Source organism: Pseudomonas sp. 7-41 (assembly GCF_021233075.1).
GTDB classification, from domain to species: Bacteria; Pseudomonadota; Gammaproteobacteria; order Pseudomonadales; family Pseudomonadaceae; genus Aquipseudomonas; species Aquipseudomonas veronii.
The window spans coordinates 4,001,723-4,016,623 of record NZ_CP089551.1 but is presented as its reverse complement, the minus strand read 5'-3'; the positions used below and the strand labels follow the sequence as shown (position 1 = coordinate 4,016,623).

The 14,901-nt window shown below is 61.9% G+C and carries 14 protein-coding genes; 6 read left to right on the top strand and 8 right to left on the bottom strand.

The annotated features are described in order from the left end of the window. Positions 1-10 precede the first annotated feature (10 nt). A complete protein-coding gene (locus LQ249_RS17870; RefSeq protein WP_017846616.1) occupies positions 11-580 on the top strand; it encodes a GNAT family N-acetyltransferase in 570 nt (189 codons plus the stop codon). 5 nt (positions 581-585) lie between these two features. Here the strand turns inward: LQ249_RS17870 and LQ249_RS17865 are convergent, their stop codons facing one another. Further along, positions 586-1,479 carry a LysR substrate-binding domain-containing protein gene (locus LQ249_RS17865; protein WP_017846615.1) on the bottom strand — a complete coding sequence of 298 codons (894 nt, stop codon included), beginning with the start codon at positions 1,477-1,479 and terminating at the stop codon, positions 586-588. Between the two features lie 151 nt (positions 1,480-1,630). On the opposite strand from LQ249_RS17865, the gene gspG reads away from it, so the two are divergent. Together gspG and LQ249_RS17855 are read left to right on the top strand one after the other, a co-directional pair. Next, entirely contained in the window at positions 1,631-2,077 is a 447-nt protein-coding gene (gene gspG, locus LQ249_RS17860) for a type II secretion system major pseudopilin GspG (protein ID WP_046383132.1), read from the top strand. A gap of 103 nt (positions 2,078-2,180) precedes the next feature. Then, positions 2,181-2,525 (top strand): hypothetical protein, encoded by a 345-nt coding sequence (locus LQ249_RS17855; RefSeq protein ID WP_017846613.1) that lies wholly within the window; start codon positions 2,181-2,183, stop codon positions 2,523-2,525. A 63-nt stretch (positions 2,526-2,588) separates the two neighbouring features. Here LQ249_RS17855 and LQ249_RS17850 read toward each other — a convergent pair whose 3' ends face one another. After that, a complete protein-coding gene (locus LQ249_RS17850) occupies positions 2,589-2,825 on the bottom strand; it encodes a hypothetical protein (protein WP_046383133.1) in 237 nt (78 codons plus the stop codon). Between the two features lie 227 nt (positions 2,826-3,052). Between LQ249_RS17850 and LQ249_RS17845 the strand changes: the two genes are divergently transcribed. After that, a complete protein-coding gene (locus tag LQ249_RS17845) occupies positions 3,053-3,610 on the top strand; it encodes an NADPH-dependent FMN reductase (RefSeq protein WP_017846611.1) in 558 nt (185 codons plus the stop codon). 104 nt (positions 3,611-3,714) lie between these two features. Here the strand turns inward: LQ249_RS17845 and poxB are convergent, their stop codons facing one another. Both poxB and LQ249_RS17835 read right to left on the bottom strand, forming a co-directional pair. After that, positions 3,715-5,439, bottom strand: coding sequence for a ubiquinone-dependent pyruvate dehydrogenase (gene poxB, locus LQ249_RS17840; RefSeq protein WP_057005422.1), 1,725 nt, complete (start codon positions 5,437-5,439; stop codon positions 3,715-3,717). Between the two features lie 77 nt (positions 5,440-5,516). Next, positions 5,517-6,740 (bottom strand): NADH:flavin oxidoreductase/NADH oxidase family protein, encoded by a 1,224-nt coding sequence (locus tag LQ249_RS17835; RefSeq protein WP_232565733.1) that lies wholly within the window; start codon positions 6,738-6,740, stop codon positions 5,517-5,519. Positions 6,741-6,810: 70 nt separating this feature from the next. Here LQ249_RS17835 and LQ249_RS17830 point away from each other — a divergent pair, with 70 nt between their 5' ends. Beyond that, on the top strand, positions 6,811-7,215 hold the full coding sequence (locus LQ249_RS17830; RefSeq protein WP_108526418.1) for a MerR family transcriptional regulator: 405 nt from the start codon (positions 6,811-6,813) through the stop codon (positions 7,213-7,215). A 40-nt stretch (positions 7,216-7,255) separates the two neighbouring features. Here the strand turns inward: LQ249_RS17830 and LQ249_RS17825 are convergent, their stop codons facing one another. Together LQ249_RS17825 and LQ249_RS17820 are read right to left on the bottom strand one after the other, a co-directional pair. Continuing rightward, positions 7,256-7,750, bottom strand: coding sequence for a DUF934 domain-containing protein (locus LQ249_RS17825; RefSeq protein WP_017846607.1), 495 nt, complete (start codon positions 7,748-7,750; stop codon positions 7,256-7,258). Next, positions 7,734-9,392, bottom strand: a complete 1,659-nt coding sequence (locus tag LQ249_RS17820) for a nitrite/sulfite reductase (RefSeq protein ID WP_046383137.1) — start codon at positions 9,390-9,392, stop codon at positions 7,734-7,736. The genes LQ249_RS17825 and LQ249_RS17820 overlap by 17 nt, the downstream gene beginning before the upstream one ends. A gap of 422 nt (positions 9,393-9,814) precedes the next feature. Between LQ249_RS17820 and LQ249_RS17815 the strand changes: the two genes are divergently transcribed. After that, entirely contained in the window at positions 9,815-10,882 is a 1,068-nt protein-coding gene (locus LQ249_RS17815) for an ABC transporter substrate-binding protein (protein ID WP_169882117.1), read from the top strand. Here LQ249_RS17815 and LQ249_RS17810 read toward each other — a convergent pair. Together LQ249_RS17810 and metH are read right to left on the bottom strand one after the other, a co-directional pair. Continuing rightward, positions 10,879-11,097, bottom strand: coding sequence for a DUF2970 domain-containing protein (locus tag LQ249_RS17810; protein WP_046383139.1), 219 nt, complete (start codon positions 11,095-11,097; stop codon positions 10,879-10,881). The two genes, LQ249_RS17815 and LQ249_RS17810, sit on opposite strands and share 4 nt — an antisense overlap. A gap of 51 nt (positions 11,098-11,148) precedes the next feature. Then, the gene (metH, locus tag LQ249_RS17805) at positions 11,149-14,859 is read right to left on the bottom strand and encodes a methionine synthase (protein ID WP_017846602.1); all 3,711 of its coding nucleotides are present in this window, start codon (positions 14,857-14,859) and stop codon (positions 11,149-11,151) included. Between the last annotated feature and the right edge of the window lie 42 nt (positions 14,860-14,901).

The window sequence follows — 14,901 nt, the reverse complement described above, 5'->3', positions numbered from 1 at the left end:
GCAAGCTGTAATGAACCCGAAGTATCCAGGGCTCAGTGTGCGGGTCGCCGACGAGGGCTTCGACGCCTACGTGTGGGGCAATGATTTCAGTTTTGAGGTCAGCGCCTATGGCGTGCCGGAGCTGGGCAAGCGGGTCGAACAGTGGCTCGTGGAGCGCATCCTGCCGTACCGCAAGTGCTACGGCATCGACCCGGAGGAGTTCGCCAGCTTTCGCGACGCGCCCGACAGCGCGGTCTTCATGGCCTTTCTGGACGACAGACCGGTCGGGCATGTCGTGGTCAGTACCAATTGGAATGGCTTCGCGCACGTCGATGAGCTGGCTGTGGCGTTGCCCGCGCGCCGTCACGGCGTGGCCAAGGCGCTGCTGGACGTGGCGCAGTTCTGGAGTCGCAAGAAAAACCTGCCGGGCATGATGTTGGAGACCCAGAACAACAACCTCGGCGCCTGCCGCCTGTATGAGCGTTGTGGGTATGTGGTGGGCGGGATCGACCACCTGCGCTATCGCGGGATCGACCCGCAAACCCGTGAGGTGGCGATTTTCTGGTATCGCTTGTTCAAGGCGGAAGTCGAGGCGGTCTGACGCGTTCAGCTCGCGAGCAGGCCTTCGGCTTTCTGCGTGACAATCTCCAGCAGTGCATTCAGTGCCGGTGAGGTCACGCCCTCCCGGAGGGTCAGCGCATACAGGCTGACCATGATCGGCGGCGATACCGGGCATGCGTCCAGCCCGGCCTCCCGGGCGCCGAACGCGGTGAACGGATCGACGATCGCCAGGCCTTCGCCGGCCTCCACCATGCTGCGCATCATCTGGTAAGTCTGCACCCGCGTCTGCACCACCGGCAGCGGGCGCAGGGCTTGCAGTTTGGCGTCGAGCAGGCGACTGAGCGGGTCCTGGCCCTCCAGCCCGATCATCGACTGCCCGGCCAGGTCCTGCAGGGCGATGTACTTCTGCTTGGGTTTGAGCCAGCCATGGGGCGCGAGCAGTTGCAGTTTGCCCTGGGCCAATACGCTGCTTTGGATTTGCGGATGTTCTGGGTCATGCAGGCTCAGGCCCACGTCGGCCTCGTGCAGCAACAGGCTCCTGACAATCTCGCGGGTCGGCTGGCTCGACAGGTTGCACGGCGTGTCCTGGAAGCGTCGGCGCAGCACGGCGATGCTTTGCGGCAGCAGTTGATTGGCCAGGGGCGGCGTACACAGCGCACGCAGGGTTGGCGCGTGATGGTGCTTCAGGCGGCTGGCCAAGCGTTGTACCGGCTCCAGCGCTTCATACACATGGGCGATTTGCGCCTGTAACTCCAGGGTTTCCCGTGTTGGCTGCAGGCGTCCGCGCACGCTGGCGAACAACATAAAGCCCAATTGCTGCTCGGCGTCCTTGAGCGTCGCGTCCACATCGCCCACAGAAAGCTGCAACCATTCGGCGGCCGTGCCGAGGTGTCCGGTCTGCAAGATGGCCTGAATCACTTCGATATGACGTAAACGCATGGCCGGAGTCTAGGGTCAGCAGGGCCGGGATTCAATGGCCTGGAAAAAAACAGCGGGAGCGTTGATTCGCATCGACTTACGTTAGCCTTGCGCAACTGCAACAAGCAGGGCATATAACGAGCGTATCAACCGAGCGACAAGGGAGCTCAGAATGTCTGCACCAGTCATAGTCGGCAACCGGCACACCCACGGCGGCTTTACGCGGTGGGCGGTGCTGGTGGTACTCGTCGTCATCGGCGTGTTGGCCCTGGCATTGTGGCCGCGGCTGTTTGGCGAGATGACCCTGACGGAAATCGCTACGGCCAAGGCCCAGGTCGCCGAGCTGGGCAAGGCCGTCGAGCACTTCCATCAAGACACTGGCCGCTATCCGACCGATGAGGAAGGCCTGGAGGGGTTGATCAAGCCGCCTGCCGCCGACGCGAATTGGAAAGGCCCCTATGTCAACGAGGAGCTGCTGACCGATCCGTGGGGTGTTGCTTATCAGTATCACTTTCCGCCGAGCCAACCCCAGGTTCCGTTCGACCTGTTCTCCTTCGGCAAGGATCGGACGTTGGGCGGTGTCGGGGATAACAAGGATATTACCTACGGCGACAACTGATTCATCTGGCATTACCCATCGACCTGTTTAGAATGGTTGGTCTGATCATCAACGACCAATGCCGGTTACCCGGTACTTACAACAAAAACAGGTCTGGTCTCAAATGCCGATGCCCGCGAACTTCTTCGGGGTAACGGCCAGGCAACTGCTGGTCCTGGTGACCGTGGGAGGCGTGGCCGCTTATCTCTTGAGCAATCCCGACGACACTACGTCCGAAAACCTCGCACTCGATGCGTTCATCCGTTCCCAGGAACAGGTGGGCGCGCAGGTGGGTGCGGTGTTGGGCATCACGCTGGTCAGGCAGGTGGTGGCGTATCCCGCGTATGGTACGCCGGGCTACAAGCGCTTGATGTATGACGTCGAGGGCGAGAAGGGGCGACTGATGGTCACGCTCAAACAGGTTGAGGGAGACCCGGGGATTGAAGTGACGGAGGTTCGCCGCCCGTGATCGCCCGGCCCAGTCAATGCCGTCAATGGCCAGGACTGAGCAGGTACGCTCGGGGGCTCAAGCTTATTGCGCGCGGACGGTTTCCGATTCGCGGACGATAATGGTCCCGGACTGAATCAATTTGAATTCATCGCCTTCCAGTTTTTCTACACGGTCGCCAATGGCCAGCTTGTAGGTTGTGGTGGGCGCCGAGCCAGCCAGGCCGTCTAGCGGCGGGGTGGATTCCTGGAACTCATGCACCGAATACACGCGTCCTTCTGCGTCTCTGGCATGGAACTGTCCGACAAGTACTGCTGCCATCTGTTTAGAACCTCTGGAGATAAACACTCGATTTGCGGTTCTGTAGACCGTCATGGAGCGGGGTAGTTTACCTATGGAAAAAAAATACTATTCGTTGATGTTTTCAGACGCTTCCTACGCGGGTGGTCGCGAGGCAGACGCCGGGGGAATTATCAAAACCTTCTGGTGAACGCGTCGCGAAGGCTCTATAACTACAAGCTCCTTTAGTCAGACGTCGGGAAACCTCAATGAGCAAGGTCTACACGATTGCCGTCCTGGTGGGCAGCTTGAGAAAAGAGTCGATCAACCGCAAGGTCGCCCTGGCATTGGCCGAACTGGCCCCCGCCAACCTCACATTGAACATTGTCGAAATTGGCGATTTGCCGCTCTACAACGAGGACATCGACGGGGCATCACCGCCCGCAGCCTACAGTACTTTCCGTCAACAAGTGCGTTCATCCGACGCAGTGCTGTTCGTGACCCCCGAATACAACCGCTCCGTGCCCGCCCCGCTGAAGAATGCCATCGATGTGGGCTCGCGCCCTTACGGGCAAAGCGCCTGGAGCGGCAAGCCGGGGGCGATTATCAGTGTGTCGCCGGGGGCTGTCGGCGGCTTTGGCGCCAACCACCATCTGCGCCAGTCCCTGGTGTTCCTCGACGTGCCGTGCATGCAGCAGCCGGAAGCCTACCTGGGCGGCGCGGGCAGTGTGTTCGACGAGGCGGGCAAGCTGTCGGAGAAAACCAAGCCGTTCCTGCAGGCGTTTATCGATGCCTACGGCAAGTGGGTAGAAAAACAGCACGGCTGATCGCCGATGTGGAAACGGGCTGGCTCGCGATGGCGATGTATCAGTTGAAGATGCATGCACTGAAGCCGCGCAATCGCGAGCAAGCCCGTCAGCCTGTGTTCACGTCAGCGTAACCAGTTGGTGCGCGCCAGCTCGATCACTTCATCCCCGCGCCCGCTCATCACTGCCTTGAGCATGTACAGGCTGAAACCCTTGGCCTGTTCCAGCTTGATACTGGGTGGCATCACCAGCTCCTGGGTCGCCGTCACCACGTCCACCAGCACCGGGCCGTCATGGGCCAGGGCGCGGCGCAGGGCCGGTTCGAGGTCTTCGGATTGCTCCACGCGAATGCCCAGGATGCCCATGGCGTTGGACATGGCGGCGAAGTCCGGGTTTTTCAGCTCGGTGCCGGCCTCAAGGTAGCCGGCGGCTTTCATTTCCATGGCGACAAAACCGAGTGATGCGTTATCGAACACGATGACCTTCACCGGCAGTTTCAGCTGCGCCAACGAAATGAAATCCCCCATCAACATGGTAAAACCGCCGTCGCCGGACATTGAGATCACCTGTCGCCCGGGGAAAGCCGCCTGGGCACCGATGGCCTGGGGCAGGGCGTTGGCCATCGAGCCGTGGTTGAACGAGCCGATCAGGCGCCGTTTGCCGTTCATTTTCAGGTAGCGCGCCGCCCACACGGTGGGCGAGCCGACGTCGGCGGTGAAGATCGCATCGTCGTCGGCCAGTTCGCTGAGCAGGCGCGCCACGTATTGCGGGTGAATCGGCCGGTTGGCCTTCGACGCTTGCGCCAGGTCATCGAGGCCCTGGCGGGCTTTCTCGTAGTGTTTCAAGGACGTTTCGAGGAAGCTGCGGTCGGCCTTGCGGGTCAGGCGCGGTAGCAGTGCATCGATCGTCTCGCTCACGTCAGCGGCGATGCCCAGGTCCAGGGTGGCGCGCCGGCCCAGTGCCTGGGGGTTGCGATCGATCTGGATGATCTTCGCGTCGGTGGGGTAGAACTGGCGGTACGGAAAATCGGTGCCGAGCATGATCAGCGTGTCGCAATTGAGCATGGCGTGGTAACCGGAGCTGAAACCGATCAGGCCGGTCATGCCCACGTCGAACGGGTTGTCCCATTCCACGTGCTCTTTGCCGCGCAAGGCGTGTACCACCGGCGCGCCCAAGGCATCGGCCAGGGCCACCACTTGGGCATGGGCGCCAGCGCATCCGCTGCCGCACAGCAAGGTGACTTTCTGGCTGCTGTCGAGGATTTCGCTGAGGCGTTGCAGGTCCTGTTCCGCCGGCAGGGTGCGCGGCGCATGCAGGGCCGGCCAGGGTTTGAGCGTGTCTTCCACTTCCAGCAGCGACACATCCCCGGGGATCACCACCACCGCCACGCCGCGATTGAGGATTGCCGCGCGCATGGCGCGATGCAGCACTTGGGGCATCTGCTCGGGGTTGGTCACCAGTTCGATGAAGTGGCTGCACTCTTTGAACAGTTCCTGGGGGTGGGTTTCCTGGAAGTAGTTCAAGCCGATTTCGGAAGACGGGATTTGTGCGGCGATGGCCAACACCGGTACATGGTTGCGATGGCAGTCGAACAGGCCGTTGATCAAATGCAGATTCCCCGGCCCGCAACTGCCGGCGCACACCGCCAACTCGCCGGTGGCGGCGGCTTCGGCACCGGCGGCGAACGCGGCGACCTCTTCGTGGCGCACATGCATCCACTCGATGCTGTCCATGGTGCGCAGTGCGTCGGTGAGGCCATTGAGGCTGTCGCCGGTCAGGCCCCAGATGCGCTTGATGCCCGCCTGTTCAAGGGTGGTTGCCAATTGCTGGGCCAGGTTGATTTTCGCCATGAAGAACTCCAATCGTCAGTGAGGTTAAAAGTGGCTGATCAATAGAGGACAGTTCGATCACGGCGAATGCTCCGTGCTTAATGTGAAGATTGCGTCATGGTTGCGCGGTATTGGCGAGTGCGCCGGGCGATAAACCATTGATCGCGGACCAGTGCCATGCACGGCGCAACCTTGGGATTGGGGCGATGGCCGCGGCTCAGGCAACGCATCTGGTGACGCACCACGGCGAGGGCGGCGAGGGGCTTGCGCTTCCAACTGATCGATGTGAGTTGCGGGTTGGGGTCGCGACCTTCGCGCCAGTGTTTGATCAGTTGCGGTTCCAGGGTCAGGGCGGTGGCGATACCGGCCATGGCGATGCCGCTGTCGAGGACTTGCTGCACCACCGGCAAGCGGCGAATGCCACCGGTGACCATCGCCGGCATGTTTGCGAGGGTCGCCAGTTCGCGGGCCATTTCCAGGAAATACGCTTCGCGGGCCAGGGTCCGCCCGTCCCGGGCTTCGCCCTGCATGGCCGGTGCTTCGTAGCTGCCGCCGGACAGCTCCAGCAGGTCGATGGGCAGGGCATTGAGCAGCTCAATCACGGCACGCGCATCGTCCGCGTCGAAGCCGCCGCGCTGGAAGTCTGCCGAGTTGAGTTTCACCCCCACGCAAAACGAGGGGCTGACACTGGCGCGAACGGCCTTGATCACTTCCATCAGCAAGCGTGCGCGGTTCGGCAGCGAGCCGCCCCAGTGATCGGTGCGCCGGTTGCTCAAGGGCGAGAGAAACTGGCTGAGCAAGTAGCCATGCGCTGCGTGGATCTGCACGCCTGTAAACCCGGCTTTCTCGGCCAGGCGCGCGCTGGTGGCAAAGCGCGTGATCACGTTCTGGATCTCGTCTTCGGACATAGCCCTGGGCTTGGCGAACATCTTCGAAAAAATACCCAGGTCGAGGGCCACGGCGGACGGCGCCAAGGCTTGCTGGCCCAGGTTGGCCGGCGTCTGGCGCCCCGGATGATTGAGCTGCACCCAGAAGTGCCCGCCGTTGTTGCGTCCGACGGCCGCCCATTCGCGAAAGCTGTCCAGTGACCGCTCGTCCTCCAGCGCAACGCCGCCGGGGCCGGTCATGGCGCGGCGGTCGATCATCACGTTACCGGTCAGCAGCAAGCCGGGCTCGCCATCCGCCCAGGCCTGGTACAACTGCTTCAATTCACGGGACGGCGCTTGTTGGGCGTCGGCCATGTTCTCCTCCATCGCAGCCTTGGCGATACGGTTGACAAGGACTTGGCCGTTGGGCAGTTGCAAGGGTTCGAAAGGTGACATGGTTGACTCCTGAAGGGGGGAGGCCTCAGGCTAAGCTTAAAGTTAACTTTAATGTCAAGCGGGCATGGCGATGAATATTGGTGAACTGGCGAAACAGAGCGGGCTGGCGGCGTCGCGTATTCGGTTTTATGAGGCCGAAGGGTTGATCAGCCAGGTGGGCAGGCAGGCCAACGGCTATCGGCGTTATGCCCCCGAGGCCCTGCAAACCCTGCAACTGATCCAGAACGCCCAACAGGCCGGGTTTACCTTGCAGGAACTCAAGGCGCTGATGCCGGCGCCGGGCGAGCACAAGCGCGAGGCGCTGATTGAGGCGTTGGAACGTAAGGTGCAGCAGATCGAAGGGATGCAGGCGCAACTGGCGCACAGCAAGGCGCAGTTGCTGGGCGTGATCGCGGCGGTGCGCGCGCAGCCGGAGGGGGTGCCGTGTTCCATGGAGCAGAAGCAGGTGCTGGCGTCGATCAAAATCGATGTATAAAAAAGCCCTGGCATGCCAGGGCTTTTCACGATGCTAACGCTTAACGGCGACGGAACAGCGGCAGCGGCTCGTCCGTTGCAGCCTGGTACGTCACGGAAAAGTCCTTGAGGCTTTCCAGCGCTTCATACGGGTCTTTGTCGGGGCGCAAGGCGAAGGCATCGAACCCGCAGCGGTGCAGGTAGAACAGTTGGTCGCGCAGCACGTCGCCAATCGCGCGCAATTCGCCTTTGTAACCGTAGCGGTCACGCAGCAGGCGCGCATTGGAGTAGTTGCGCCCGTCGGTGAAGGCCGGGAAGTTCAGGGCGATGACCTGGAAGTGAGCCACGTCGTCACCGATCTCTTCGGCTTCTTCATCGGCGTCCAGCCACACGCCCAGGCCGCCGTCACGGGCCTTGAGCGCATGACCGTGCTCGCGCCACAGCGCCAGCGGCACGATCAGGTCGTCGCAGTTGGAGATGCCGTCGAAGGTCGCGTCCTTGGGCAGCAGGTGCCAGGTTTCGTCGACGACTTCGTTGTTCTTAATGATTCGCTGCATAGACGCGCTCCTTGAACAGGTCAATGCCGATGCGCTGGTAGGTGTCGATGAAACGCTCATCTTCGGTGCGCTGCTCGATGTACACATCGATCAGTTTGCCGATCACCTCGGGCATGGCTTCCTGGGCGAAGGATGGGCCGAGGATCTTGCCCAGGCTCGCATCGCGGCTGGCGCTGCCACCCAGGGACACTTGGTAGAATTCTTCGCCTTTCTTGTCCACGCCCAGGATGCCGATGTGGCCGACGTGGTGGTGACCACAGGCGTTCATGCAACCGGAAATGTTCAGGTCCAGCTCGCCGATGTCGAACAGGTAGTCCAGGTCGTCGAAACGGCGCTGGATCGATTCGGCAATCGGGATCGACTTGGCGTTGGCCAGGGAGCAGAAGTCGCCGCCCGGGCAGCAGATGATGTCGGTCAGCAGGCCGATGTTCGGCGTGGCGAAACCCCCTTCGCGCAGTTCGCCCCACAGGGTGAACAGTTGGCTCTGCTCAACGTCCGCGAGAATGATGTTCTGCTCGTGGGAGGTGCGCAGTTGACCGAAGCTGTAGCGCTCGGCCAGGTCGGCCACGGCGTCCAGCTGCTTGTCGGTGATATCGCCGGGGGCGACGCCGGTAGGCTTGAGCGACAGGGTCACGGCGACATAGCCCGGCTTTTTGTGCGCCAGGGTGTTGCGCACACGCCAGCGGGCGAAACCTGGGTGCTGCTGGTCGAGCGCGGCGAGTTCGGCGTCCTGATTGCCCAGGGCTTTGTACTCGGGGTCGACGAAGTGTTTGGCCACGCGGTGGACTTCGGCGTCGGTCAGGGTGGTCTGGCCGCCGCGCAGGTGTTCCATCTCGGCGTCGACTTTCTGCGCGAACACCTCAGGGGTCAGCGCCTTGACCAGGATCTTGATCCGCGCCTTGTATTTGTTGTCGCGACGGCCATAGCGGTTGTAGACCCGCAGGATCGCGTCGAGGTAGCTCAGCAGGTCCTGCCACGGCAGGAACTCGTTGATAAACGCGCCGACCACCGGGGTACGCCCCAGGCCGCCGCCTACCAGTACACGGAAGCCCAACTCGCCGGCGGCGTTGTAGACCGGCTCCAGGCCGATGTCGTGTACTTCGATCGCCGCACGGTCCGATGTCGAGCCATTGATGGCGATCTTGAACTTGCGCGGCAGGTAAGCGAATTCTGGGTGGAACGTGGTCCATTGGCGGACGATTTCACACCAGGGGCGCGGGTCGATCAGTTCGTCGGCGGCAACCCCGGCGAATTGGTCGGTGGTCACGTTGCGCAGGCAGTTACCGCTGGTCTGAATGGCGTGCATCTGCACGGTGGCCAGCTCAGCCAGGATGTCCGGCACGTCTTCCAGCGCCGGCCAGTTGAACTGCACGTTCTGGCGGGTACTGATGTGGGCGTAGCCCTTGTCGAAGTCGCGGGCAATCTTGGCCATCATGCGTGTCTGGCGCGAAGTCAGTTGGCCATAGGGCACGGCCACCCGCAGCATCGGCGCAAAGCGCTGAACATAAAGGCCATTTTGCAGGCGCAGAGGGCGGAACTCTTCTTCGCTCAGTTCACCTGCTAGGTAGCGTCGGGTCTGATCACGGAACTGCTTGACGCGGTCCTCGATGATGCGCTGATCGTATTCGTCGTATACGTACATATAGGTCCTGTTCTCGGCAAATCTGCGCGCACGGCCGCGCACTCCCAACGGAGCCGGGGCACGATACCAGTTTGCGTTTATGCGCAAAAGTGATGTTTGAATATATGCAAAGAACCAAATCGACTAATGGGAACGATTGTCGGTATACACGCATTTGTCATGCGGGCAATCATCGACTTTACTGTGGGCGAGTCTGAATGCAATCACCTATAAAACCGACAAGAGGCGATGCGATGAGCCATCCGACAAAAGCCCGTAAACCCGACAGTACCGTGGATGCCTGGGCCATTCTATTTCTGATCATTCTCGTGGTAGGGACGGCGGTGTTCTGGGTCGGCCACCAGTAAACAGCGTTGACTGAGCCTCGAATGACTGTCCGATTGCCAGTATCATGGCGGTCAATGTTCAAGGCTTGAATAACCATGGTGAAGGTTCTGTTTACGTGTGTGTGGTTGCTGGGGCCAGCATTTTGTGGCGTGGCTCAGGCGGCGTCGGTGGTGTTTCTCAACCCGGGCATGTCGACGGAAACCTTTTGGGTCAGTTACGCGCAATTCATGCAGGCCGCGGCCAAGGACCTCGGCCTGGATTTGCGCGTGCGCTATGGCGAGCGCGATCTTCACACCACATTGGTCCAGGCCCGGGAGGAACTGCAAGGCCGCGAGCGGCCGGATTATCTGGTGCTGGTCAATGAGCAGTATGTCGCCCCGCAGATTCTGCGCATGGCCCAGGGCAGTGGGGTCAAATTACTGGTGGTGAACAGCGCGCTGACCGCCGACCAGGTGCAATTATTGGGCGCCCGCACGGGCATCGATCTGATCGGCAGCCTGGTCGCCGACGACGAAGAGGCCGGCTACCTGATGCTCAAGGACATGTTGCGCCAGCACGGCCGTGTTGCGCCCGGCGATTCCCTCGACCTGCTGGCGTTTTCCGGCATCAAGACCACTCCCGTTGCCCTGTTGCGAGAGCAGGGCATGCGCCGGGCGCTGGCCGAACACCCCGAGGTGCGCCTGCGTCAGTTGGTTTATGGCGAGTGGAGCCGCGAGCGCGCCTTCGAGCAAGCGACGCAGCTGTTCAAGCGTTACCCGCACACGGCGCTGGTGTGGTCGGCCAACGATCAGATGGCGCTGGGTGCCATGCAGGCGTTTCGGGACAGCGGGCGCGTGCCTGGCAAGGACGCGCTGTTCAGTGCGGTCAACAGTTCGCCGGAGATCTTGCAGGCGCGTCTGAACGGGCAGTTGTCGTCCCTGGTCGCCGGGCATTTCACCGTGGGCGGGTGGGCGATGGTGCTGATCAATGATGATGCCAAGGGCGTGGACATCGGCGCTCACGGCGGGCGCGACCGCCAGGAGGCGCTATTCCAACTGATCGATTCCGCCCAGGCGCGGCGCTTGCTGGGGCCCATGCCGACGGTAAATTTCCGCGCACTGTCCGCCCTGGGCAAGCCTGCGTCCTATGGTTACCCCTTCAGCATGCGTCTGTTGCTGCACTAGACCCCGGCCAGCAGCAACACCAGCTTGACGATGCCGAACAGCGTCAAGGCAAACACCACTGTGAACAGAATGCCCAGGATCACAAAGTGGCTGGGCTTGCCATGGGTAAAGTCGCGGGCGCGGTTCTTGCCGCTCTGCACGCCAAAGGCGGCGGCGACGACGCTGTGCAGCATCTGCCACAGGGTAGGCGGTTTGTTGTTGGCTGGATCGTCCATACGTGCCTCGACACAAGATGTGTGAGGCAAGCATAGACAATCTGCGCGTGCTTAGTTGTCGTAACCCAGGTTCGGTGCCAACCAGCGCTCGGTCACGGCCAGGTCCTGGCCTTTGCGCGCGGTGTAGCTCGCCACCTGGTCTTTGTCGACCTTGCCCACGGCGAAGTATTGCGCCTGCGGGTGGGCGAAGTACCAGCCGCTGACCGCAGCCGCCGGGAACATCGCGTAGTGCTCGGTAAGGAACACGCCGCTGCGGCCGGCATGCATCTCTCGGGCCTCGGGGTCCAGCAGTTGGAACAGGGTGCCTTTCTCGGTGTGGTCGGGGCACGCCGGGTAGCCGGGGGCAGGGCGGATGCCGCTGTACTGTTCCTTGATCAGCGCGTCGTTGTCCAGTTGCTCGTCCTTGGCATAACCCCAGTAATCTTTGCGCACCTGTTGGTGCAGCCATTCGGCGCAGGCTTCGGCCAGGCGGTCGGCCAGGGCCTTGACCATGATCGAGTTGTAGTCGTCGCCCGCGTCCTGGTAAGCCTTGGCCACTTCCTCGGCGCCGATGCCCGCGGTGGTGATAAACCCTCCCACGTAGTCGGTGATGCCGCTGTCTTTGGGCGCGACGAAGTCGGCCAGGGAGAAGTTCGGCTTGCCGTCGGTCTTGATGATCTGCTGGCGCAGGTGGTGCAAGGTTGCCAGGGGCTGCCCGTCGTCGCCGTAGACTTCCAGGTCATCATCGTTCACCTGGTTGGCCGGCCAGAAACCAAATACCGCGCGAGCGCTGATCAGCTTCTCGTCGATCAGCTTGGCGAGCATTTCCTGGGCGTCGGCATACAGCGCCGTGGCGGCTTCACCCACCACTTCATCGGTGAGGATGCGCGGGAACTTGCCGGCCAGGTCCCAGGAGATGAAGAACGGAGTCCAGTCGATGTATTCGGCGAGCACCTTGAGGTCGATGTTGTCCAGCACCTTGGCGCCGGTAAAGGTCGGCGTGACCGGCGTGTAAGTGCTCCAGTCGAACTGCGGCTTCTTGGCGATCGCCGCCGGGTAGCTCAGGCGTTCGGTGCGTGCGCTGCGGTTCGAGGTGCGCTCGCGCACTTCGATGTATTCCAGGCGGGTCTTCTCGACGAAGCCGGCCTTCAATTCCTTGGACAGCAACTGCGTGGCCACGCCCACCGCGCGCGAGGCGTCGGTCACGTAGATCACTGCATCATTGCTGTACTTGGGTTCGATCTTCACCGCCGTGTGCGCCTTGGAGGTGGTGGCGCCACCGATCATCAGCGGCAGGTGGAAGTCCTGGCGCTGCATTTCGCGGGCGACGTGGACCATCTCATCGAGGGACGGGGTGATCAGGCCGGACAGCCCGATGATGTCGCACTTCTGTTCCTTGGCCACCTGCAGGATCTTCTCCGCCGGCACCATCACGCCCAGATCGACGATGTCATAGCCATTGCACCCCAGCACCACGCCGACGATGTTCTTGCCGATGTCATGCACGTCGCCCTTCACCGTGGCCATGAGGATCTTGCCCTTGGCTTCCGGTTTGTCGCCTTTCTCCAGTTCGATGAACGGGATCAAGTGGGCCACGGCTTGTTTCATCACCCGCGCCGACTTGACCACCTGTGGCAGGAACATTTTGCCCGCGCCAAACAGGTCGCCGACGATGTTCATGCCGGACATCAGCGGGCCTTCGATCACTTCGATCGGGCGCGCGAACGACTGCCGGGACTCTTCGGTGTCTTCGACGATGTGCGTGGTGATGCCCTTGACCAGCGCGTGTTCCAGGCGCTTGTTGACCGGCCAGCCGCGCCATTCCTCGGTTTCGGCTTCCTTGACGCTGCCGTCGCCCTTGTACTTGTCGGCGATGGCGAGCAGGGCGTCGGTGCCGTCCGGGGTGCGGTTGAGCACCACGTCTTCCACCGCGTCGCGCAGTTCGGCGGGGATCTGGTCGTAGATCTCCAGCTGGCCGGCGTTGACGATGCCCATGGTCAGGCCGTTGCGGATCGCATACAGCAGGAACACCGAGTGGATCGCCTCGCGCACCGGGTTGTTGCCACGGAACGAGAACGACACGTTGGACACGCCGCCGGACGTCAGCGCATACGGCAGCTCGTCGCGGATGTAGGCGCAGGCGTTGATGAAGTCGACGGCGTAGTTGTTGTGCTCTTCGATACCGGTGGCGACCGCGAAGATGTTCGGGTCGAAGATGATGTCTTCCGGCGGGAAGCCGACTTCATTGACCAGGATGTCGTAGGAGCGTTTGCAGATCTCTTTCTTGCGCGCTTCGGTGTCGGCCTGGCCGGCTTCGTCGAAGGCCATCACCACCACGGCGGCGCCGTAGCGTTTGCACAGCTTGGCGTGATGGATGAACTGCTCGACGCCTTCCTTCATGCTGATGGAGTTGACGATGCCCTTGCCCTGGATGCACTTGAGGCCGGCTTCGATCACTTCCCACTTGGAGGAGTCGATCATGATCGGCACGCGGGAGATGTCCGGCTCGCCGGCAATCAGATTGAGGAAGGTCACCATGGCCTTCTTCGAATCGAGCATGCCTTCGTCCATGTTGATGTCGATCACCTGGGCGCCGGCTTCCACCTGCTGCAGGGCGACTTCGAGGGCTTCGGTGTAGTTGTCTTCGCGGATCAGCCGGGCGAAACGGGCGGAGCCGGTGATGTTGGTACGTTCGCCGACGTTGACGAACAACGACTGGCGATCAATGGTGAACGGCTCCAGGCCCGACAGGCGGCAGGCCTTGGGGATGTCCGGGATCTGGCGCGGCGCGTAACCGGCCACGGCCTTGGCGATGGCTTCGATATGCCCCGGCGTGGTGCCACAGCAACCGCCGACAATGTTCAGGAAGCCGCTCTGGGCGAATTCTTCGATGACTTTGGCGGTTTGCGCCGGCAATTCGTCGTATTCGCCGAATTCGTTGGGCAGGCCGGCGTTAGGGTGCGCGGACACATAAGTGTTGGCCTTGTTCGACAGCTCTTCGAGGTACGGACGCAACTCGCTGGCGCCCAGGGCGCAGTTGAGGCCCACGGAAATCGGCTTGGCGTGGCTGACCGAGTTCCAGAACGCTTCGGTGGTCTGGCCCGACAGGGTGCGGCCGGAGGCGTCGGTGATGGTGCCAGAGATCATGATCGGCAATTCGAAGCCCAGCTCTTCGAATACACCCTGCACGGCAAAGATCGCGGCCTTGGCGTTGAGGGTGTCGAAAATGGTTTCGATGAGGATCAGGTCCGCGCCGCCTTCGATCAGGCCCTTGGTGGCCTCGGTGTAGTTCTCCACCAGTTCATCGAAGGTCACGTTGCGGTAGCCGGGGTTGTTCACATCCGGCGACAGCGAGCAGGTACGGCTGGTCGGGCCGAGCACGCCGGCGACGAAGCGTGGCTTGTCCGGCGTCTCCAGGGTCTTGGCGTCGGCCACCTTGCGCGCGACGCGGGCACCTTCTACGTTCAACTCGTAGGCGAGCGACTCCATGCCGTAATCGGCCTGGGACACTTGGGTGGCGTTGAAGGTGTTGGTTTCGAGGATGTCGGCGCCGGCATCCAGGTACGCCTTCTCGATGGAGGCGATGACGTCCGGACGGCTGAGCAGCAACAGGTCGTTGTTACCCTTGACGTCGCTCGGCCAGTCGGCAAACCGTTTGCCGCGGTAGTCCTGTTCTTCCAGCTTATAGCTCTGGATCATCGTGCCCATGCCGCCGTCGAGGATCAGGATGCGTTCCTTGAGGGCTTGGTGAAGGGCTTGCAGACGAGCGCTACGATCGGACATGGGACTACTCTGTTCAGGCATTACGGAGGGCGTGGATCATAG

Excerpts from the sequence above, each read along its gene's own strand:
- LQ249_RS17835 (WP_232565733.1), bottom strand. The coding sequence starts at position 6,740 with ATGTCACCTTTCGAACCCTTGCAACTGCCCAACGGCCAAGTCCTTGTC.
- metH (WP_017846602.1), bottom strand. The coding sequence starts at position 14,859 with ATGTCCGATCGTAGCGCTCGTCTGCAAGCCCTTCACCAAGCCCTCAAG.
- poxB (WP_057005422.1), bottom strand. The coding sequence starts at position 5,439 with ATGGCGAAAATCAACCTGGCCCAGCAATTGGCAACCACCCTTGAACAG.
- LQ249_RS17810 (WP_046383139.1), bottom strand. The coding sequence starts at position 11,097 with ATGGACGATCCAGCCAACAACAAACCGCCTACCCTGTGGCAGATGCTG.
- LQ249_RS17855 (WP_017846613.1), top strand. The coding sequence starts at position 2,181 with ATGCCGATGCCCGCGAACTTCTTCGGGGTAACGGCCAGGCAACTGCTG.
- LQ249_RS17850 (WP_046383133.1), bottom strand. The coding sequence starts at position 2,825 with ATGGCAGCAGTACTTGTCGGACAGTTCCATGCCAGAGACGCAGAAGGA.
- LQ249_RS17820 (WP_046383137.1), bottom strand. The coding sequence starts at position 9,392 with ATGTACGTATACGACGAATACGATCAGCGCATCATCGAGGACCGCGTC.
- LQ249_RS17815 (WP_169882117.1), top strand. The coding sequence starts at position 9,815 with ATGGTGAAGGTTCTGTTTACGTGTGTGTGGTTGCTGGGGCCAGCATTT.
- LQ249_RS17825 (WP_017846607.1), bottom strand. The coding sequence starts at position 7,750 with ATGCAGCGAATCATTAAGAACAACGAAGTCGTCGACGAAACCTGGCAC.
- LQ249_RS17865 (WP_017846615.1), bottom strand. The coding sequence starts at position 1,479 with ATGCGTTTACGTCATATCGAAGTGATTCAGGCCATCTTGCAGACCGGA.
- LQ249_RS17870 (WP_017846616.1), top strand. The coding sequence starts at position 11 with ATGAACCCGAAGTATCCAGGGCTCAGTGTGCGGGTCGCCGACGAGGGC.
- LQ249_RS17845 (WP_017846611.1), top strand. The coding sequence starts at position 3,053 with ATGAGCAAGGTCTACACGATTGCCGTCCTGGTGGGCAGCTTGAGAAAA.
- gspG (WP_046383132.1), top strand. The coding sequence starts at position 1,631 with ATGTCTGCACCAGTCATAGTCGGCAACCGGCACACCCACGGCGGCTTT.
- LQ249_RS17830 (WP_108526418.1), top strand. The coding sequence starts at position 6,811 with ATGAATATTGGTGAACTGGCGAAACAGAGCGGGCTGGCGGCGTCGCGT.